This window comes from Streptomyces sp. NPDC093261, assembly GCF_044753645.1.
In the GTDB taxonomy this organism is placed as follows: domain Bacteria; phylum Actinomycetota; class Actinomycetes; order Streptomycetales; family Streptomycetaceae; genus Streptomyces.
In genome coordinates this window covers 1343943-1363619 of record NZ_JBIVNO010000001.1, presented here as the reverse complement: position 1 = coordinate 1363619, position 19677 = coordinate 1343943, and the positions used below count along the sequence as shown (strand labels likewise).

General features: G+C 72.5%; 16 protein-coding genes and 1 other RNA gene. 13 read left to right on the top strand and 4 right to left on the bottom strand.

Going from position 1 to position 19677, the window contains the following annotated elements; all coding sequences use genetic code 11:
* Positions 1 to 148: 148 nt before the first annotated feature.
* Positions 149 to 3568 carry an FHA domain-containing protein gene (locus ACIP94_RS06155; protein WP_402420409.1) on the bottom strand — a complete coding sequence of 1140 codons (3420 nt, stop codon included), beginning with the start codon at positions 3566 to 3568 and terminating at the stop codon, positions 149 to 151.
* Between the two features lie 435 nt (positions 3569 to 4003).
* Here ACIP94_RS06155 and ACIP94_RS06150 point away from each other — a divergent pair, with 435 nt between their 5' ends.
* From ACIP94_RS06150 to ACIP94_RS06135, 4 genes are all read left to right on the top strand, one after another.
* Complete coding sequence (locus tag ACIP94_RS06150; protein WP_402420162.1) at positions 4004 to 5692, top strand: serine/threonine-protein kinase; 1689 nt, start codon at positions 4004 to 4006, stop codon at positions 5690 to 5692.
* Between the two features lie 381 nt (positions 5693 to 6073).
* Positions 6074 to 7306 carry a serine/threonine-protein kinase gene (locus ACIP94_RS06145; protein WP_402420159.1) on the top strand — a complete coding sequence of 411 codons (1233 nt, stop codon included), beginning with the start codon at positions 6074 to 6076 and terminating at the stop codon, positions 7304 to 7306.
* Between the two features lie 171 nt (positions 7307 to 7477).
* Entirely contained in the window at positions 7478 to 8584 is a 1107-nt protein-coding gene (gene prfB, locus ACIP94_RS06140; protein WP_402420157.1) for a peptide chain release factor 2, read from the top strand.
* A 327-nt stretch (positions 8585 to 8911) separates the two neighbouring features.
* Positions 8912 to 9535: a hypothetical protein gene (locus tag ACIP94_RS06135; RefSeq protein WP_402420154.1), complete on the top strand. Its 624-nt coding sequence runs from the start codon at positions 8912 to 8914 to the stop codon at positions 9533 to 9535.
* Positions 9536 to 9849: 314 nt separating this feature from the next.
* On the opposite strand, the gene ACIP94_RS06130 is transcribed toward ACIP94_RS06135, so the two are convergent.
* Entirely contained in the window at positions 9850 to 10041 is a 192-nt protein-coding gene (locus ACIP94_RS06130; protein WP_402420152.1) for a hypothetical protein, read from the bottom strand.
* 255 nt (positions 10042 to 10296) lie between these two features.
* Here ACIP94_RS06130 and ftsE point away from each other — a divergent pair, with 255 nt between their 5' ends.
* The 6 genes from ftsE to ACIP94_RS06100 all read left to right on the top strand — a co-directional run bounded on the left by ftsE (position 10297) and on the right by ACIP94_RS06100 (position 15478).
* Positions 10297 to 10986, top strand: coding sequence for a cell division ATP-binding protein FtsE (gene ftsE / locus ACIP94_RS06125; protein ID WP_359396975.1), 690 nt, complete (start codon positions 10297 to 10299; stop codon positions 10984 to 10986).
* A 28-nt stretch (positions 10987 to 11014) separates the two neighbouring features.
* Positions 11015 to 11935: a permease-like cell division protein FtsX gene (gene ftsX, locus ACIP94_RS06120; protein WP_402420149.1), complete on the top strand. Its 921-nt coding sequence runs from the start codon at positions 11015 to 11017 to the stop codon at positions 11933 to 11935.
* A 67-nt stretch (positions 11936 to 12002) separates the two neighbouring features.
* Entirely contained in the window at positions 12003 to 13166 is a 1164-nt protein-coding gene (locus ACIP94_RS06115; protein WP_402420147.1) for a S41 family peptidase, read from the top strand.
* 115 nt (positions 13167 to 13281) lie between these two features.
* Entirely contained in the window at positions 13282 to 13761 is a 480-nt protein-coding gene (gene smpB / locus ACIP94_RS06110) for an SsrA-binding protein SmpB (RefSeq protein ID WP_402420144.1), read from the top strand.
* Between the two features lie 151 nt (positions 13762 to 13912).
* Positions 13913 to 14281: a transfer-messenger RNA gene (gene ssrA, locus ACIP94_RS06105) on the top strand.
* Positions 14282 to 14491: 210 nt separating this feature from the next.
* Positions 14492 to 15478 (top strand): PHB depolymerase family esterase, encoded by a 987-nt coding sequence (locus tag ACIP94_RS06100; RefSeq protein WP_402420141.1) that lies wholly within the window; start codon positions 14492 to 14494, stop codon positions 15476 to 15478.
* A 35-nt stretch (positions 15479 to 15513) separates the two neighbouring features.
* Here ACIP94_RS06100 and ACIP94_RS06095 read toward each other — a convergent pair whose 3' ends face one another.
* A complete protein-coding gene (locus tag ACIP94_RS06095) occupies positions 15514 to 15963 on the bottom strand; it encodes an ATP-binding protein (RefSeq protein WP_402420139.1) in 450 nt (149 codons plus the stop codon).
* A 131-nt stretch (positions 15964 to 16094) separates the two neighbouring features.
* Between ACIP94_RS06095 and ACIP94_RS06090 the strand changes: the two genes are divergently transcribed.
* A complete protein-coding gene (locus tag ACIP94_RS06090) occupies positions 16095 to 16919 on the top strand; it encodes a helix-turn-helix domain-containing protein (RefSeq protein ID WP_402420136.1) in 825 nt (274 codons plus the stop codon).
* Complete coding sequence (locus ACIP94_RS06085) at positions 16916 to 17128, top strand: DUF397 domain-containing protein (RefSeq protein ID WP_402420133.1); 213 nt, start codon at positions 16916 to 16918, stop codon at positions 17126 to 17128. The genes ACIP94_RS06090 and ACIP94_RS06085 overlap by 4 nt, the downstream gene beginning before the upstream one ends.
* A 49-nt stretch (positions 17129 to 17177) precedes the next feature.
* Here the strand turns inward: ACIP94_RS06085 and ACIP94_RS06080 are convergent, their stop codons facing one another.
* A complete protein-coding gene (locus ACIP94_RS06080) occupies positions 17178 to 18419 on the bottom strand; it encodes an MFS transporter (RefSeq protein WP_402420131.1) in 1242 nt (413 codons plus the stop codon).
* An 83-nt stretch (positions 18420 to 18502) separates the two neighbouring features.
* Between ACIP94_RS06080 and ACIP94_RS06075 the strand changes: the two genes are divergently transcribed.
* Positions 18503 to 19540 (top strand): LysR family transcriptional regulator, encoded by a 1038-nt coding sequence (locus tag ACIP94_RS06075; protein ID WP_402420128.1) that lies wholly within the window; start codon positions 18503 to 18505, stop codon positions 19538 to 19540.
* The last annotated feature ends 137 nt before the right edge of the window (positions 19541 to 19677 follow it).

Sequence of the window (19677 nt, the reverse complement as noted above, 5' to 3'; positions counted from 1 at the left end):
CGGGGTGTGGGCCTGCGGTGCTCCGGGCCGTGGGGCCTGCGGTGCTCCGGCCGTGGGCCTGCGGTGCTCCGGGGTGTGGGCCTGCGGTGCTCCGGGCCGTGGGGCCTGCGGTGCTCCGGCCGTGGGGCCTCCGACCCTCCGGGCCGGATTACAGCAGGGAGGGCACCTCCGTGGCCGACACCGAGCGGGCCGCCCGCTCCAGCGCGCTGGCGAGCAGTGCCAAGTCCGTGGGCCCGTTGCCGAGTTCGCGGACCGGGCGGCGGGCGGGCGGGTCGCCCATGCGGTGCCACTCCAGGGGGACGACCGTGGGGCGCAGGGTCGCCGTGCGGGGGATGCGCCCGGTGATCCGGCCCCCCTGGAAGGGCGTCACTTTGCCGTCCGCACCCGTCAACCGGCCACGCCCCGGCGCCGGTTCATCGGGTCCGGGCGTCACCGCGTCCAGGGCCACCCGCGGCGAGGTCAAGCGCATCGGCTCCCACTCCGCCGTCCGCCCGCCGGGGCCCGCGGCCGCGACGAGATGCACCCCGAGCCGCTCCCCGTCCCGGGCCACCGCCTCCAGGGCCCGTACGACCGAACCGGCCGCCGGGCGGCCCGGTGCGCCCAGCGCGGGGCACAGCAGCGCGTCAAGGTCGTCCACCAGCACGGCGAGACGGACCAGCGGCGGCCCGGGCTCCGGCCGCTGCCGTGTCGCCGCCGGCCGCAGGCGCAGGGTCGTGCTCGGCGGGGAGTCGAGGTCGCCCGAGGCCGAACTCCCCGTGCGCTGCGGGCCGATTCGCTGCGACACCTGCCGCTGGGTGTGCCACTCGGCGAAGTCGAGCCGCCCCAGCAGCTCGGCCCGCCGCTTCAGCTCGGCGCTCAGCGACTGCGCGAACTCGCGCATGCGGACCGGGTCGTTGGCCGTCAGGTGGGTGGTGACATGCGGCAGGTCCGTGCCGACCCGCAGGCTCTCGCCGTCGGTGGCGCCGTTCGGCCCGCAGCCGCCACCCTCGACGAGCACGATCCCCAGCCGGTCCGGACGCTCGGCCGCCGCGAGCGACGCGGCGATCGAGCGCAGCAGTTCCGTACGCCCGCTGCCGGGCGGCCCCGTCACCAGCATGTGCGGTCCGTCGGCGGTGAGATCCACCGTCACCGGACCGCGCGGCCCCGCGCCGAGCACCGCCCAGGCGCGCCCGCCCGGTGACCTCGTGTCGTCCGCCGCGTCGGCCCAGCGCGCCATCAGGGACGCAGGGGTGGCCCGCGCCAGGCCCAACTCGTCCAGCAGCCGCGCCGCCTGGGGCAAGGGCGCCGACACACGCGGGTACCGGTCCCCGCCGCCGTCCGTGCGCAGCGGGGCGAGCGCCCGCGCGAACCGCTCCGCCCACGCCGGGGACACCGCGTCCACGGAGCCGACCGTTCCGTGCCCGACGGGGACACGGGGCGCCCGCGAGGAGTCCGCGCCCCCTCCCGGAGCGACCCGCAGCAGCCGCAGTGCCGTCGCCACGTCGCCGCACAGCAGCGCGACGGCCCCGCACTCCCGGAACGCGGGCGAGGCCGCGCACGCCGCCTCGTAGGTCTCCGTCACCGGGGAGGCGGGTGAGGCGGACGGCGCCTCGGCCAGGCACAGGACATGGATGCCGGCCCGCGCCCCGTCCTGCGCCAGCCGGGCCACGGCCTCGCGCACATCGGCGCCGCCCGGGTCGCCGTCGACGACCACCACCGTGTACGGCCCGGGGAAGGCGTCGCCCTGCTCGCTCTCGTCCCGGGCCCAGGAGGGGCGACGGAGGGCACCGCGCACCCCGGCGGCCGGGTCCTCGGGATGTCCGGGGCGGTCGCCTGGGGGAGTGCGGTACGCGCCCGTCGCGACGGGGGCGCCGGTTGTGACGGGGCCCCTCATGCCGTCGTGGTCGGTCAGGTGGTCGTCGAGGCGGCGCAGCAGTTCGTCGGTGCGGGCCTGGGCCTGCTCGCGGTCGTACGCCAGCAGCAGCCGGCAGTCCTGACCGTGGGCCGGGCGCAGATGCGGCAGCCAGCCGAGCCAGGCCCAGTCGGCGGTGCGTTCCTCCAGCGGGCGGGAACGGTCGGCGCTGATCAGGACCAGCTCCAGCGTGTCGGGGGAGTGCAGCCCGGCGAGCTGCGCCACCACCGCGCGCGCCAGCCCCGCGAGCCGCGCCCGGGGCCCGGCCAGGCCGAGCGCGCCCACCTCGCGCAGCCCGGCGGTCACCGGCACCGCGGGCAGCAGCCCCCCGCCGTCCGGCGCCGCCCGGTCGGCCGTGCCCAGCCGCACGGTGAGCGTCTCCGGGTGGCCGGGTCCGCGCTCCCACAGACGGGGCCCGGGGCCGAGCGCGCTCAGCAGCAGCGTCGCGAGGTCCGGCCACTTCTCGGGGGCCGGGGCGGCGAAGGACGGGGGCGCCGATGTGGTCTCGGCCTCGTCGAAGCCCTCTCGCGCGGTGCCGGCCTGTTCGCCACGGCTCCCGGCCAGACGCCGCGCCCACGCGGTGAGCCCGCGCCTGCGCGCTCCCGGCGGCATGTCCATGCCCTGCTGCCCGATCCCCGGGGCTCCGCCCCGCCCGGCCACGGTGGGCGCCGTCGGGACGCCTTCCGGGAGCGGGAGAGGCGAGGCCTGGAGCCGGGGGGAGGGCGGCTCCACCGGGGCGTGTTCCTGTGCCCCTGGGGCGGCCCCGCCGGAGGCGCCCCACTCGGTGACGCCGAAGCCGTGATGGGTGTCTGCGGAGGCGACGCCGCGTCCGTCCCGGCCCTGGATTCCTGTGGTGCCGTCCCGGCCGGGAATCCCCGTGGAGCCGTCCCGGCCTGCGATACCCATGGCGCCGGAGTCCGCGTCCGCGGCGCTCCCGTCGCGCGCGTGCGGCACGGTCGCCGGGCGCGGGGATTCCGCCGGGTCCGGGGCCTCCTCGCCGAGGACCCGCACCTGGCCTTCGCCGTCCGGCGCCGTCCGCATGCGCCGCGCCGCGCCGGGTGGGGCCAGCCGCAGGGCCGATTCACCGAGGCGCAGCAGCGCCCCGGGGGCCAGCCGCACCGGACGGTCGGTCAGCTGCCTGCCGTCGAGCACTGTGCCGTTCGTGGACCCCAGGTCGGCGACCGAGACACGGCCGTCGGCGGCGACCGTGACCGCGCAGTGCAGCCGGGAGACGTCGGGGTCGTCCAGTGGGACGTCCGCGTCGGCGGAGCGGCCGATGCGGACCACGCCGCCGTGCAGCAGATGGACGCCGCCCGCGTCCGGGCCCGCCACCACATGGAGCTGGGCCGCGTCCTCGTCGGGCTCGGGGCCCGGCTCGGCGGGCGCGCCCAGGGTCAGCACCGCCCCGTCCAGCAGCGGCGGCTCGCCCAGTGTGCAGCGCTGTGGGTCCAGCCGCTCGGGGCCCGCGTAGAGCACCAGTGAGCCCGCCCCGGGCTCCCGGCCGCGCTCGGGCGCGGAGGCGCCCCCGGCCGCGCCGACCGCCGAGGCCAGGCCCGACGCCACCGCGGCCAGTGCCGTACCGGCGGGTGCGGTGACCAGCACGTCGCAGCTCGCGGCGCGCCCCCGGGACTCCGGGGGCGGGCCCAGCGGGTCTACGACGGTCAGCCGGATCTGCATCGCCGTCAGCGGTCCCTTCTGCGCGGGCGCCCGCGGACGGGGAGGAGCCGCGCCGCGGTCCCCCACCGCGAACTCCCCCCACCGCACACGAGCACAGCGGCCAGTACGGAATGCATCCTCGCACCTGCCACCGACAACATGCCCGCCGCCCAACACCAAGTGATCTTGATTGGTCGGCTCTGCCCGCAAAAGTGCCTGACCAGTGTGCGGCCGGTGTCCGCTTGAGATCGGTCACGTCCGGCTGCGGCAACCAACGGACCAAGGGGAGCGTCTTTTCTTCGAACATGCACGAGAAGCGGAACGTAAGACGGACTGGACGACAGGGAGTGCCGCCGACCGCGGCACTACAGTGGATCGGAACACGCTCGGCACGCCGGGAGCGGTGACCGGAGCCGGCGACCGGACCAGGCAAGCAATCAGCAGGGAGCGCATGACGTGCGGCCGGTAGGCAGCAAGTACCTGCTCGAGGAGCCGCTCGGACGCGGCGCCACGGGCACCGTCTGGCGAGCCCGCATGGGGGTACCCCCTGCTCCGGAGCTCGTCGCAGGAGCTTGGGGGAGGCAGACCGGGGGCGCCGAGGCGGCCGTGCCCGGCCGGCCCGGTGAGACCGTCGCGATCAAGGTCCTCAAGGAGGAGCTCGCGAGCGACCCGGACATCGTGATGCGGTTTCTGCGGGAGCGCTCCGTCCTGCTCCGGCTGACCCACCCGAACATCGTCCGGGTGCGCGACCTGGTCGTCGAGGGCGATCTGCTGGCGCTGGTCATGGACCTCGTCGACGGCCCCGACCTGCACCGCTACCTCCGCGAGAACGGCCCCTTCACGCCGGTCGCCGCGGCCCTGCTGACCGCGCAGATCGCCGACGCGCTGGCCGTGAGCCACGCCGACGGCGTCGTCCACCGCGACCTGAAGCCCGCGAACGTGCTGCTGAAGCAGCACGACGGCCAGATGCACCCGATGCTGACCGACTTCGGCATCGCCCGCCTGGCCGACTCGCCCGGCCTCACGCGCACCCACGAATTCGTGGGCACGCCCGCGTACGTCGCCCCCGAGTCGGCCGAGGGCCGCCCGCAGACCTCCGCTGTCGACATCTACGGCGCCGGCATCCTGCTGTACGAGCTGGTCACGGGCCGTCCGCCGTTCGCCGGCGGGACCGCCCTGGAGGTCCTCCACCAGCATCTGAGCGCCGAACCGCGCCGCCCCTCCACGGTGCCCGACCCGCTGTGGACGGTGATAGAGCGCTGTCTGCGCAAGAACCCGGATGAACGGCCGAGCGCCGAGAACCTGGCGCGGGCGCTGCGGGTGGTCGCCGAGGGCGTCGGCGTGCACGCCAACGCCGCCCAGATCGCCGCCGCGGAGGGCGTGGCCGCGCTGCTCGCGCCGGACCCGTCCCCGGCGCCCGTGCCCGGCTCCGCCGACCCCACGCAGGTGCTGCCGCAGGGCACGGCCGGCGCGTACGACCCGAACGCGGCGACCACTTTCCTGCCGCACACCCCAGGCGCCGCGGACCCCACGGCCGTCCTGCCGCGCGGCGGAGCCGCCGATCCGACGGCCGTGATGCCGCCGGTGCCGCAGCACGGGCCCGGCGGGGAGGGGCCCCAGGAGCCGCACCCCTGGCAGAGCCAGCTGCGCGCGGCCCGCGACCGCAACGAGCAGACGCAGGTCCAGGCCTACCTCGACCCGGGTGAGGACCCGCTGCGCCGCCGTCCGCAGCGCCAGGTGGCGCGCCCCCAGCAGCCCCAGCGGCAGCAGTCGGCCCCGCCGGGATACGGCTATCAGCAGCCCCAGCAGTACGCACCCCAGCGGCAGCAGTACGCCCCCGCGCCCCAGCAGCAGCCGCAGCGCTACGCACCGGCGCCGCAGCAGCAGCCCCAGCGGCCGGAGCCGCGTCCGGCGCGCGAGCCGCGCCCGCCGCGTCAGCGCAGCGCCAACCCGATGAGGATCCCGGGGCTCGGCTGCCTGAAGGGATGCCTGTTCATCATCGTCATCCTGTTCGTCGCCGGATGGCTGGTGTGGGAGTTCAGCCCGTTGCAGCACTGGATCGGCACGACGAAGTCGTACTGGCAGCTCCTGAGCGGCTGGTTCGACAAGGTGACCGGGTGGATCGGCGACCTGAACTCCAAGTAGGCGACCTGAACCGCAAGTAGGCGACCTGAACCGCAAGTAGGCGATCCGAACCGGGAGTAGGCGATCCGAACCGGGAGTAGGCGATCCGAACCGGGAGTAGGCGACCCGAACCGGGAGTAGGCGACCCGAACCGGGAGTAGGCGATCCGAACCGCGAGTAGGTGACCCGAGCGCCGAAGAGCGGCCTGTGGGCCCACGTGCCGTGGGACTGGGTATTTGTCGACATCTGAGGGGTGATTTCCGCCTCGGCGGTGAAGGTTGCCCCTCCGGACGCGTAGTTTTGTCGATCGGGGCCGGGCAGGCGCGGCGTCAGCCGCCTGTGCCGTGCCGCGGCCCCGCAACGGCGCAGCGTCGGCAACAGGCGTCCCCAGTAGGAGCAGTCTTGGCACGGAAGATCGGCAGCCGGTACACCGCGAACCAGATCCTGGGACGGGGGAGCGCCGGCACGGTGTGGCTGGGCGAGGGGCCGGACGGTCCCGTCGCCATCAAGCTTCTGCGGGAGGACCTCGCGGCCGACCAGGAGCTCGTGGGCCGCTTCGTCCAGGAGCGCACCGCGCTGCTGGGGCTGGACCACCCGAACGTGGTGTCGGTACGGGACCTGGTGGTCGACGGCACCGATCTGGCGCTGGTCATGGACCTGGTCCGGGGCACCGACCTGCGCACCCGGCTGGAGCGGGAGCGCCGCCTCGCGCCCGAGGCGGCGGTGGCGATCGCGGCGGACGTGGCGGACGGGCTGGCGGCGGCGCACGCGGCGGGCATCGTGCACCGGGACGTCAAGCCGGAGAACGTGCTGCTGGACATGCAGGGGCCGCTCGGCCCCGGCGGCGCGCACCCGGCGCTGCTGACCGATTTCGGCGTGGCCAAGCTGATCGACTCGCCCCGCCGGACCAAGGCGACCAAGATCATCGGAACCCCGGACTATCTGGCACCGGAGATCGTCGAGGGGCTGCCGCCGCGCGCGGCGGTCGACATCTACGCGCTCGCCACGGTCCTGTACGAGCTGCTGGCGGGCTTCACACCGTTCGGCGGCGGCCACCCGGGGGCGGTGCTCCGCCGCCATGTCACCGAGACCGTGGTCCCGCTCCCGGGCATTCCCGAGGAGCTGTGGCAGCTGATCGTCCAGTGTCTGGCCAAGGCCCCCGCGTCCCGGCTGCGGGCTTCGGAGCTGGCGTCGCGGCTGCGGGAGCAGTTGCCGATGCTGGCGGGGATGCCGCCCCTGGACGTCGACGAGCCGGACACCGAGCCGGCGGAGGAGCCGGCCGAGGCGGCCGGGCCCGGGGAGCCCGCGGCGGCGCGGGTGCGGCGCGGGGCGGTGCCGCTGGTGCCGGGGGCGAAGCCCGACTCCAACCGTGACACCCACACATCGATGCGGGTGCCGGGCCCGGACGAGCTGGCGGGCGGCGCCCGCGGCACGGCCCGTGCGCCCCGGGCGGCGGGAGCCCCCCGCCCCGGCTCGGCCCGCCACCGCGCCCAGGCCCGCCGGCGCCGGATCGTGCTGGGCGTGGCGACGGCGGCACTGCTGGCGGCGGTCGGAGTCGGCACCTGGCTGGCCACCTCCGGAGACGACGGCGCGGGCCCCTCGGACACCAAGAACTCGGCCCCGGCATCCCCCTGAGCAAGGCCCGGTCACGATGGGCCACTCCCGGGTGACTTCGCGTCCCGCCCTGTGGCACGGCGGGGCCTCCCGGGAGCAGGCCGCCCGGGGTCGGGGCCTCACCGCGGGCTGTCCCCGTGAACCGGTGGTCACTCGGCACTGGCTTGTCGGCGGAGCCGTTACGCTGGATGCGTGGCAGTCGTCGATGTATCCGAAGAGCTCAAGTCCCTCTCCTCGACCATGGAGTCGATCGAGGCCGTTCTGGACCTCGCCAGGATGAGGGCAGACATCGCCGTGCTCGAGGAGCAGGCGGCCGAGCCGTCCCTCTGGGACAACCCGGACGAGGCGCAGAAGATCACCAGCAAGCTCTCCCACCTCCAGGCCGAGGTGCGGAAGGCCGAGGCCCTGCGCGGCCGCATCGACGACCTCGGGGTGCTCTTCGAGCTCGCCGAGGCCGAGGCCGACGCGGACGCCCGGGCCGAGGCCGAGGCCGAGCTCGCGGAGGTCAGGAAGGCGCTGGACGAGATGGAGGTCCGGACGCTCCTGAGCGGCGAGTACGACGCCCGGGAGGCGCTCGTCAACATCCGTGCCGAGGCCGGCGGCGTCGACGCGGCGGACTTCGCCGAGCGGCTCCAGCGGATGTACCTGCGCTGGGCGGAGCGGCACGGGTACAAGACGGAGATCTACGAGACGTCGTACGCGGAAGAGGCGGGGATCAAGTCCACGACCCTCGCCGTCCAGGCGCCGTACGCCTACGGCACCCTCTCCGTCGAGCAGGGCACCCACCGGCTGGTCCGGATCTCGCCCTTCGACAACCAGGGGCGTCGGCAGACCTCCTTCGCCGGGGTCGAGGTCCTTCCCGTCGTCGAGCAGTCCGACCACGTCGAGATCGACGAGTCCGACCTCCGGGTCGACGTGTTCCGCTCCTCCGGTCCCGGCGGCCAGGGCGTCAACACGACCGACTCCGCGGTGCGCATCACGCACCTGCCCACCGGCATCGTGGTCACCTGCCAGAACGAGCGCTCCCAGATCCAGAACCGCGCCTCCGCGATGAACGTCCTTCAGGCCAAGCTCCTCGAGCGACGTCGGCAGGAGGAGCAGGCCAAGATGGACGCCCTCAAGGGCGACGGCGGCAACTCCTGGGGAAACCAGATGCGTTCGTACGTCCTGCACCCGTACCAGATGGTCAAGGACCTGCGGACCAACTACGAGATGGGCAACCCCGAGGCCGTGTTCAACGGTGAGATCGACGGGTTCATCGAGGCCGGTATTCGCTGGCGCAAGCAGCAGGAGAAGTAACACCGGCACCGCGCGGTGACATCGCCGCCGGAAACAGTGTTTTGTCGACAAGGCAACTGCCCCAGATCGCGGGGCAGTTGCCTTTTCTGTCGCTCGATGTCTGGGTTTTGCGTCACACTTACAGCTCGACCTCTCTCGCAAAAGGCGCCTTACTGGACATCGCGTGCGCAACGACCTTGACGTTGCTTTGAAAAATCGGAAGGGTGAAGCGTGGCACGCGTAACTATGGGGCGCATGTGAACCGGGGGGCTTGAGCACAGTCGTCCCCGACGCCGTGGCCCCCGTGCGCTGCTCCATTGACGATCAGCTACTGGGGGTAGCAGCGAGATGACCAAGAAGACGCGGATCCGCCTGGCGCGGATAGCCGCAGGCGCCGTGATCGCCGCGGGTGCGTCGCTGACCGCTGCGGGTGCCGCCTCGGCATCCGGCGGCTTCGGCGTGAACGTCGGCGTCTCCGTCGACGACCCGACGCCCACCGACACCGGGATCCCGACGGACCCGGGGACGCCGACCGACCCCGGCACCCCGACCGACCCCGGGACGCCGACGGACCCGGGGACGCCGACCGACCCCGGCACCCCGACCGACCCGGGGACGCCGACGGACGACCCGACCCAGCCCACCGACAACCCGACCGAGCCGACGGACGACCCGACCGGCGGCACGGGCGGCCACGGCCACGGCGGCGGCAACGGCGGCGGCAACGACACCAACCCGGACGGCGGCAACAACCCGGTCCAGCAGGGCAAGGGTTCCTCGGGCCTGACCGACACCGGCGCGGACACCGCGAAGTCCGACACCTCCGCCCAGGGCGGCGGCAAGCAGCTGGCGGAGACGGGTGCGGGGCAGACCGCGTTCCTGCTGATCGGCGCCGCCACGATGATCGCCGGAGGCATCGGCTTCCGTGTGCTGCCGCGCCTGATGGAGGGCCGCGGCCAGGCCGCCGCCTGACGCACGCCGTGACGCGCCGTGACGCGCCATGACGGGACCGGGGACCCGGTCGTCGGGCATCCGATCCGCGGATGCCCGATTCGCGGGCTCCCGGCTCCTGAGGTGCCCGCCCGCCTCCCTCCGGCAGCGTGAGCACGGTGAGAACGGCGAGAAACACGTGAGAAGGGCCCGGGACGTCATCCGTCCCGGGCCCTTCTCCGTACGTCCGTCGCCTCCCGGACCGCCGTGACGCCTGTCCGGCGCACCCCGCGCGCCTCACGCCTTCGCCTCACGCCTTCCGGTCCGCCGTGCGGCCCCCCGGGCCGCCGTGCGCCTTACGCCGTCTGGTGCGCCAGCAGCGCCACGGCCGCGATCAGCACGGCCAGGAGCGCGATCAGTGCCGCCGGATTCAGTCCTGACCAGGGGCTTTCCTGCTGGAGCCGCTCACGGCTCGCACGGCAGACGGGGCAGCGGCCCTCACTCACGGGCGCCGCGCAGTTCGCGCACACCAATCGGTCGTACGTCATGCGCCTCGCCCTCCTTGTGCCGCTTCCACGTACACAACGTCTCCGGGAACGCAACCGTTCCCCACTCCACTGTGCCAGGTTCCGCGAGTCGCTGCGCGGGCTCGGCCGGCCAAGCACCCGGCGGCAGGGACGGCCGGGCACTCAGCGACGGGGACAAAACGCGCAACTCCCGTACAACCCCTCCCGGCGCCTGCGCTTGCGTACCCGGTTCGCGTATGGTCACGCTCACCTACCCCAACGGCCCGTGGTGCATCCGTGATCCGATTCGACAACGTCTCCAAGGTCTACCCCAAGCAGAACCGCCCTGCCCTCCGGGATGTCTCCCTGGAGGTGGAGAAGGGCGAGTTCGTCTTCCTCGTGGGGTCCTCCGGCTCCGGAAAGTCCACCTTCCTGCGGCTGATCCTCCGCGAGGAGCGGTGCAGCACCGGACAGGTGCACGTCCTGGGCAAGGACCTCGCTCGCCTCTCCAACTGGAAGGTGCCGCAGATGCGCCGCCAGCTGGGGACGGTGTTCCAGGACTTCCGCCTTCTGCCGAACAAGACGGTCGCCGAGAACGTGGCCTTCGCGCAGGAGGTCATCGGCAAGTCACGCGGCGAGATCCGCAAGTCCGTGCCCCAGGTGCTCGACCTCGTCGGGCTCGGCGGCAAGGAGGACCGGATGCCCGGCGAGCTGTCCGGTGGTGAGCAGCAGCGCGTCGCCATCGCGCGGGCCTTCGTCAACCGGCCCAAGCTGCTGATCGCCGACGAGCCCACCGGCAACCTCGACCCGCAGACCTCCGTCGGCATCATGAAGCTGCTCGACCGGATCAACCGGACGGGCACGACCGTGGTGATGGCGACCCACGACCAGAACATCGTGGACCAGATGCGCAAGCGCGTCATCGAGCTGGAGAAGGGCCGCCTCGTCCGCGACCAGGCGCGCGGCGTCTACGGCTACCAGCACTGAGTTCCACGGAAAGGCTTGAGCAGACGCCATGCGCGCCCAGTTCGTTCTGTCGGAGATCGGTGTCGGTCTCCGCCGCAATCTGACGATGACCTTCGCGGTGATCGTCTCGGTGGCCCTCTCCCTGGCCCTCTTCGGCGGCTCGCTCCTGATGAGCGACCAGGTCAACCAGATGAAGGGCTACTGGTACGACAAGGTCAACGTCTCGATCTTCCTGTGCAACAAGAGTGACGCGGAGTCCGACCCCAACTGCGCCAAGGGCGCGGTCACCGAGGAGCAGAAGAAGCAGATCCTCGGCGATCTCGGCAAGATGACGTCCGTCGTCCAGAAGGTGACCTACGAGTCCCAGGACGAGGCCTACAAGCACTACAAGGAGCAGTTCGGCGACTCCCCGCTGGCCAGCTCGCTGACCCCGGATCAGATGCAGGAGTCGTACCGCATCAAGCTGAAGAACCCGGAGCAGTACCAGGTCATCGCGAGCGCCTTCAACGGCCGCGACGGCGTGCAGTCGGTGCAGGACCAGAAGGGCATCCTCGACAACCTCTTCGGCCTGCTGAACGGCATGAACTGGGCCGCCCGCGCGGTGATGGCGATGATGCTGATCGTCGCGCTGATGCTGATCGTCAACACGGTGCGCGTCTCCGCGTTCAGCCGTCGTCGTGAGACCGGCATCATGCGCCTGGTCGGCGCCTCCGGTTTCTACATCCAGGCCCCGTTCATCATGGAGGCCGCGGTCGCCGGACTCATCGGCGGCACGCTGGCGTGCGGGTTCCTCTTCATCGCGCGCTACTTCATCATCGACCACGGCCTGGACCTGTCCCACAAGCTGAACCTCATCAACTTCATCGGCTGGGACGCCGTCCTGACGAAGCTCCCCCTGATACTCGCGACGAGCCTTCTGATGCCGGCGCTGGCGGCGTTCTTCGCGTTGCGCAAGTACCTGAAGGTGTGACGCACGCCAACAGGGCCGTACGGGCAACCGTCCGTGCGGCCCTGTGCGTTGTCCTAGACTCACCCGCATGTCCGCCCGTGACCTGTTCTGTCAGCCCCGCCGCGCGCGCCACGGGGCGGCTCTGACGTTGGTCTTCGCGAGCGTGCTCGTGGCCGGCGCCGCGACGGGCTGGTTCGGCGAGACCGTCCGGAGGACCCCCGACGCCGGGGCCGCGACCCCCGCGGGGCACAGTGAGGCCGTCACCGAGGCGGCCGAGCGGGCCATGGCCGACGGCAAATCGCCCATGGAGGCGGCCGAGCGCGCCGTCAGCCGCAGCGGCGACCGCTGGAGCGCCGTCTACTCCCAGGGCGAGTACCAGGAGTTCCAGGAGGCCCTCGACGGCCGGTACACCGGCGTCGGACTGTCGGCCCGGCGCGAGCGCGACGGCCGGATCGAGGTGACCCAGGTGCAGCCCGGCTCGCCCGCGGCCGCCGCCGGGATCCGCGGCGGCGACCGGCTGCGCAGCGTCGACGGGAAGGACGTCGACGGCAGGCCCGTCACCGAGGTCGTCTCCTTACTCCGCGGCGACTCCGACGGCGCGGCCGCCGGCACCCGGGTCAGGCTCGGCCTGGAGCGCGGCACGCACCTTTGGAGCGAGGAACTGCGCCGGGCCCGGCTGTCCACGGACTCGGTGACCGTGCGCCGGCTGGCCGGCGGCGTCACCCTGATCAGGATCGCGGCCTTCACCAAGGGCTCCGGCGACCTCGTACGGGACGCCGTCGACCACGCCCCCGGGCGCGGCGGGATCGTCCTCGACCTGCGCGGCAACTCCGGCGGCCTGGTCACCGAGGCCGTCACCGCCGCCTCCGCCTTCCTCGACGGCGGGCTCGTGGCGACGTACGACGTCGACGGCGCCCAGCGCGCCCTGCACGCCGACCCGGGCGGAGACACCTCCAGACCCCTGGTCGCGCTCGTCGACGGTGGCACGATGAGCGCGGCCGAGCTGCTCACCGGTGCCCTCCAGGACCGCGGCCGGGCGGTCGTCGTGGGCACCCGCACCTTCGGCAAGGGCTCGATCCAGATGCCGAGCCGCCTGCCCGACGGCTCGGTGGCGGAGCTGACCGTCGGGCACTACCGCACCCCCTCCGGCCACGGCGTCGACGGCCGGGGCATCACCCCCGACCTGGAGGCCGGGGACGAGGTGCTCGAGCGGGCCGAGACGGTGCTCAGCGGCCTGGGCGACGCTTCGTAGCGACGCGTCACACGCCCGGTGACCGACGCATCGCACTTCCGGAGCCCGACCCCGCTGTACTCTCCGTAATCGGGTTCCCCCGGAACCCCCCTGTAGTGCGAAAATGGACGGCACTATGGCAAAGGAAAAAGGGCGCAAGCTGATCGCGCAGAACAAGAAGGCGCGGCACGACTACCACATCCTCGACACGTACGAGGCCGGTCTCGTGCTGACCGGGACCGAGGTCAAGTCGCTGCGCCAGGGGCGGGCCTCGCTGGTCGACGGCTTTGTGCAACTGGACGCACACGAGGCGTGGCTGCACAACGTGCACGTACCGGAGTACAGCCAGGGCACCTGGACCAACCACAGCGCGCGCCGCAAGCGGAAGCTGCTGCTGCACCGCGTCGAGATCGACAAACTGGAGTCCAAGTCCCAGGAGACGGGTCACACGATCGTGCCCCTTGCCCTGTACTTCAAGGACGGCCGGGCCAAGGTCGAGATCGCGCTGGCGAAGGGCAAGAAGGAGTACGACAAGCGGCAGACGCTCCGCGAGAAGCAGGACCGCCGCGAGGCCGACCGGGCGGTGGCGGCGGCACGGCGCCGGGAGCGGGCCTGAGCCGCCCCGGCGGGAATGATCCGGCGCCCGGCACCGTTGAACCGGGTACCACGACGGGATGACCGCCGGGAATACGCTGGCATCGAGGTGCGTTGGTCACGTACGATGCTGCCTGCACCGCTTGCCGGTGTGAGCATTGAAAAATCAACATGGGGATGATCGGTTTCGACAGCGGCTGTCGAAGCAGGGGAAGCGTGTCGAGGAAGCGGCCATGATCTCGTAAACCACAGGCCGAAAACAATAATCGCCAACACCAAGCGCGATTCCTTCGCCCTCGCTGCCTAAGTAGCGACTTGCGAAGTGTCAGCCCGGGGCTGTTCCCGACCCGGATCCTGGCATCAGCTAGGGAACTAAACCTTGATCCCGGTCACGGGGTGAAGAGGGAAACCAAACAGTGACTGAGCCCGTCGGAGACTTGTCCGCGTGATCTCCGGGGCCGAGAAAAGCGAAGCGGACTGCACACGGAGAAGCCCTGATTCCGCACCGTTGGACGCGGGTTCGATTCCCGCCATCTCCACTTACCCCATGTGGGCAAGGCCCTGTCGCTTTCGAGCGGCGGGGCCTTTGTCGTGCGCGGAGGCGGCCGATTGGGCGCGCAGGCGGCCGACGGGCCAGGCCGGTGAGGGTGACCGGAGCACGGCGGCCCTGTGCTGCACGCCACCATCGGCGTGCCCATTATGGTGCGAAGCTCCATATCGGCGGTCGGCGAGCGGGCCTACCGTCCCTCCGCATGACACACACCAGAGCCGCAGCCCGAAGCCGTATCGCCGTCCTCGCGACACTTCTCGTAGCCCTCCTCGCCGCCTTCCTCGCGCCGGGCCGAGCCGCTGCCGCCTCTCTCCAGGAGGTGACCGGTTTCGGCACCAACCCCGGGGCCCTGCGCATGTTCCGCTATGTCCCGGCCGGGCTCCCCGCCGGGCGCCCCGTGGTCGTCGCGTTGCACGGGTGCACCCAGGACGCCGCCGGGTACGGCACCGGCAGCGGATGGACCCAGCTCGCCGATCGCTGGGGCTTCTCCGTCGTGCTGCCGCAGCAGCAGAGTGCCAACAACCTCTCCGACTGCTTCGACTGGTTCCAGAGCGGTGACATCGAGCGCGGCCAGGGCGAGGCCGCCAGCATCGCCCAGATGGTCGACCGCCAGCTCGCCGACGTGTCGGGTGACCCGGCGCGGGTTTACGTCACCGGGCTGTCGGCCGGGGGCGGGATGACCGCCGTGATGATGGCCGCCTATCCCGAGAAGTTCGCGGCCGGCGGGATAGCGGCCGGGCTACCCTACGGCTGCGCGCAGGCCGCCGGATCGCCGTACGTCTGTATGTACGTCGGCGCCACCCAGACCCCGAAGCAGTGGGGCGACCGGGTGCGGGCGGCCCGGCCCGGGTACGGCGGGCCCTGGCCCACGCTCACCGTCTTCCAGGGCACGGCCGACTACACCGTCAAGCCCGTCAACATGACCGACCTGATGAAGCAGTGGACCGATGTGCACGGGGCGGACCAGACCGCCGACGTCAGCGACACCGTCGCCGGGTATCCCCACCAGGTCTTCAAGGACGCGGGCGGGAACCCCGTCGTGGAGACGTACTCCATCACCGGCATGGGACACGGTCAGCCCGTGGACCCGGGCAGCGGCACCGAGCAGTGCGGGACGGCCGGCGCCTATCTCCTCGACGTGAACCTGTGCGCCGCGTACCGGCTCGGCCGGGCCTGGGGGCTCGGATAAGCCGGTCCGCCGGTAGGGGGACTACTTACTTGTCGCTACGGCGCAGCAGCCCTCAACTCGAACCAGACCGTCTTGCCGACGCCGCAGGGGCGAGGTTCGGCGCCCCACGTGTCCCCCAGTGCCGCCACGAGGGCCAGGCCCCGGCCCGACTCGTCGTCCGGCGAGGCCTGCCGGGGCGTCGGCAGCGTGTCGTTCGCGTCCGTCACGGAGACGCGGAGGCGGCCGGCCTCCAGAACGCAACGGACCCACATCTCACGGCCCGGGGAGACCCTGGCGTGGCGGTAGGCGTTCGTCATCAGCTCGCTGAGCAGGAGGACCGCCGTTGTCGTCACCTCGTCGGGGACCTTCCAGGACGTGGCCTGTTCGCGGAGGAGAGTGCGGGCCCGGCCCACGCTGCGGGCGTGGCGGGGGAGGCGCCACTCGATGTCCTTGGGGAGCGCGGAGGGCGAGGGGCGGGAAGCGGGGCCTGCGGGAGGCGTCGGCATGCGTGCTGGGTTCCTTGCGTGTGATTCTCCGTCGTTTGCCGTGATCAGGCTGGTGGCTGCCGCCTAGCCTCGGGAGTGGCGGAACGGGTACGCGGCGTGGCTGTACCCGGCGGGGCAGCGGGAGGCGGTGGGTGCGCGTGGCTTCGGGGGAGTCCCAGCAGGCGCAGCAGAACTGGCGGTACTGCGGTGGGCAGGTCAAGCTGTGGCGGGAGGAGGCGGGGGTCAGCCGCCAGGCACTGGCCGACGAGGCCGGCTACGACTACGAGTACGTCAAGTCGATGGAGTGCGGGAGGCGACGCCCGACGCTGAGGCTGTTACAGGTCGCGGATCAGATGTGCGGGGCGCGGGGCAAGTTGACGGCGGCGCACGAGTTCTTGAAGCCGGAGCCGTTTCCGCAGCGTACGCAGCAGTACGTGCTGGTGGAGGCCGAGGCGATCACCGTGCAGTGGTACGAGCCGTTGCTGATCCCCGGCCTGTTGCAGACTCCGGAATACGCACGAGCGCTGATCAGCAGCAACTGTCCTCCCCTCGACGAGGAGACGGTGGAGGAGCGGGTGGCCGCGCGACTGAAGCGGCAGGAGAAGCTGACGAACAAGCCTCCGACGCACTTCAGCTTCGTGGTCCATGAGGCGTCGCTGCGCTCGGTGGTCGGCAGCCAGGACGTGATGCACAGGCAGTGCGATCACCTGTTGGAGATGGGGAGGCAGCGACACCTGTCGATCCAGGTGCTTCCCTTCGTAACTGCTCCCACGGCGGCGCTCAGTGGCCCAATGGTGCTTGTGGAGACCGCCGATCACGAGCGGTACGCCTTCGTGGACGGGCAGTCGACTGGGGCCCTGTACTCCGACGGCGACAAGCTGAGTACGTTGACGCAGCGCTATGGCATGATCCGGATGCAGGCGCTTAGCGTTGAGGAGTCGGCCCGGTTCATCAGGAAGGTGGCGGGGGAGCTGTGAGCGACGAACTGTCATGGTTCAAGTCCAGCTATAGCGACTCCGAGGGGAGCGCCTGCCTCGAAGTCGCCCACGCCGCACACGAGTCCAGCCACGGCACCAACCGCACCGTCCACGTCCGCGACTCGAAGCTCGGCGCTCGAAGCCCCCGCTTCGCCGTCCCCGCGGACGCCTGGACCGCGTTCCTCGCGTACGCCGGCCTCGGCGCTTGATCTCCCGACTCAACCCGCCCATCTGCCCTCCCTCCCCGCTGCGAGTGTGTCACTGGGGAGCGCGTGCGCCGGTGGACATGCGTGCAGTACGGCTGTGGCCGACGGCGATCAGCAGGGCGAGGAAAGCCGCGACGGCGGGCACGGTGAAGCCGTTCGTCGGTGACAGGTGCTCCGCCGCCCAGCCCCCCGTGGCGGAGCCGCAGGCCACGCCGCCCAGCAGGGCCGTCACCGCGAGAGTCATGCCCTCGTTCAGGCGGCCCTTCGGTGTGCGGCGTTGGACCAGGGTCATCGCCGTGACCATCGTGGGCGCGGTGGCCATGCCCGCGAGGAGCAGGGCGGGGGCCAGCGAGGCGAGGGAGCCGGTGGTGCGCGCCGCGAGCAGGGGGAGCGTCATCAGGGCCGTCATGGCGGCCAGGCACCACACATAGCGGCGCCCGACCGGCCCGGCCGGCTTCAGCACGCCGTAGAGCAGACCGGCCGCGCACGATCCGGCGGCCTGGAGCGCGAGGACCGGGCCCGCGAGGGCCTTGTGGCCGTGCGCGTCCGCGAACGCGATGGTCACCACCTCCATCGAGCCGAACACCGCCCCCGTGGCGAGCAGGCCGAGCAGCAGCGGGGGCATGCCGGGCGCGCGGAACGGGGCCGTCGCACGGACGCCCCGGCTCGGCGGCGGTTCCGTGGCGCGCTGTGCCGTGAACATCAGCATGCCCATGAGCAGCACGACGCCGCCGATCAGAGTCCCGGCCTCCGGGAAGAGCCGGGTGCAGAGGAAGACGGCGAGTACCGGGCCGAGCATGAAGCACAGCTCGTCCGCGGCCTGTTCGAAGGAGTTCGCTGTGTGCAGGGCGTCCGGGTCGTCGCGGAGGAGATGGGCCCAGCGGGCGCGGGACAGGCCGCCGATGTTGGGGGTCGTGGCGGTGGTGGCGTAGGCGGCGCACAGGGTCCAGTCGGGGGCGTCGTAGTGCACGCAGAGCGACAGGGCCAGACCGCCGAGCAGGGCGACTGCTGTCGCGGGCACCGCGATCCGCGCCTGGCCGTGGCGGTCGATCAGCCGTGCGACCCAGGGGCCGGCCACGGCCGTCGCCGCCAGGCCGGTTGCGGTGACGGCACCGGCGAGGGCGTACGAGCCCCGGGCACCCGCGATCATGATGACCGCGCTCACGCTGAACATGCCGATGGGAAGACGGGCGACAAGGTTCCCGATCGTGAAGGCGCGAGCGCCTGGCACAGTGAACAGACGGCCATAGGGGTTGCGGGACCGGGAGGCGGGGGCGGGCGACGGTTGCGGCATGCAATAACCGTCGCCCGGCCCCTGACCTGCGGTCCAACACTTACTCCGTGGTCATTGACGCACCCGGGTTGTAGGTTCTGCGGATGCCCGCCGCCACCGTCGACCCCCGTCTGCTGCGCGCCTTCCTCGCCGTCGCCGAGGAACTGCACTTCACCCGCGCCGCGATGCGTCTGTACGTCGCCCAGCAGGCACTCAGCCGCGACATCCGCCGGCTGGAACGGGAGCTGGGCGCCGAGCTGTTCGTCCGCACCACCCGTCAGGTTTCCCTGACACCGGACGGCGCGCGCCTGCTGCCGTACGCCCGCCGGGTACTGGAGGCGCACGGCGCGCTGCTGGCCGCGTTCGGGCGGGACGGCGAGCCCGACCGGCCGCTCCTGGTGGACGTCAACAGCCCGGGGCTGATCGGCTGCCGTGTTCTCGACCGAGCGCGTGAACTCCTCCCGGACGCCGAACTGATGGCGCGCTACGAGAGCGGTCTGACCGGGGCCGCCGCGGAGATCCTCGCCGGGCGGCTCGACGCGTCGTTCGGGCGGTTCGCCGGGCTGGACCCGGCGGTCCGGGCGCGGCTCGCACAGCAGCCGGTGCGCTACGAGCGGATGGCGATCATCCTCCCCGAGGGCCACCGCCTGGCGCCTTGGACCGAGGTGCCGCTGTCCGCCCTGGCCGGCGAGACCGTGTACGCGGGCGCCGGGAACCCCCGTACACCGGAGTGGACCGATCTTGCCCGACGCCTGTTCGAGAACCGGGACATCGACATCGCACCGCCCGCGCCGCTGGCCGTCGGAACGGAGGAGTTCCAGCGGATCATGGCGAAGAAGGGGCACCCGATCCTGGCGGTGACGGACTTCCCGCCCATGCCGCGCACGGTCCTGCGACCGCTGGTCGGCCCGGTGCCGCTGTCCCCCGTGTCGCTGGTGTGGCGCAAGGGCGCGGTCCACCCCGGGATCGACGCGCTGCGACGGGCGGCGGCCGAGACCGGTGCCGCCGAGGGGTGGCTGCGGCGGCCCCCCGGGGCATGGATCCCCGCCGTCGACGCGGAGGTCATGGAGACCCGTCCGGGGCGGGCCGCGCGGGAGACCGCCCCGGGCTCGCCGGCGGCCGGCCGGGACGGCCGGCGCTGAGGGCGCGCGGCAGGCCCACCGCGCCCCTCACCGCGCCCCTCACCGCCCCGTGAGAGCAACGTTCCCTCGCGGTCACCCGCGGGCACAGCGCGGAAACGCGTTCTTCCTACCTTCGGGACTCCGGACACCCGGGCACC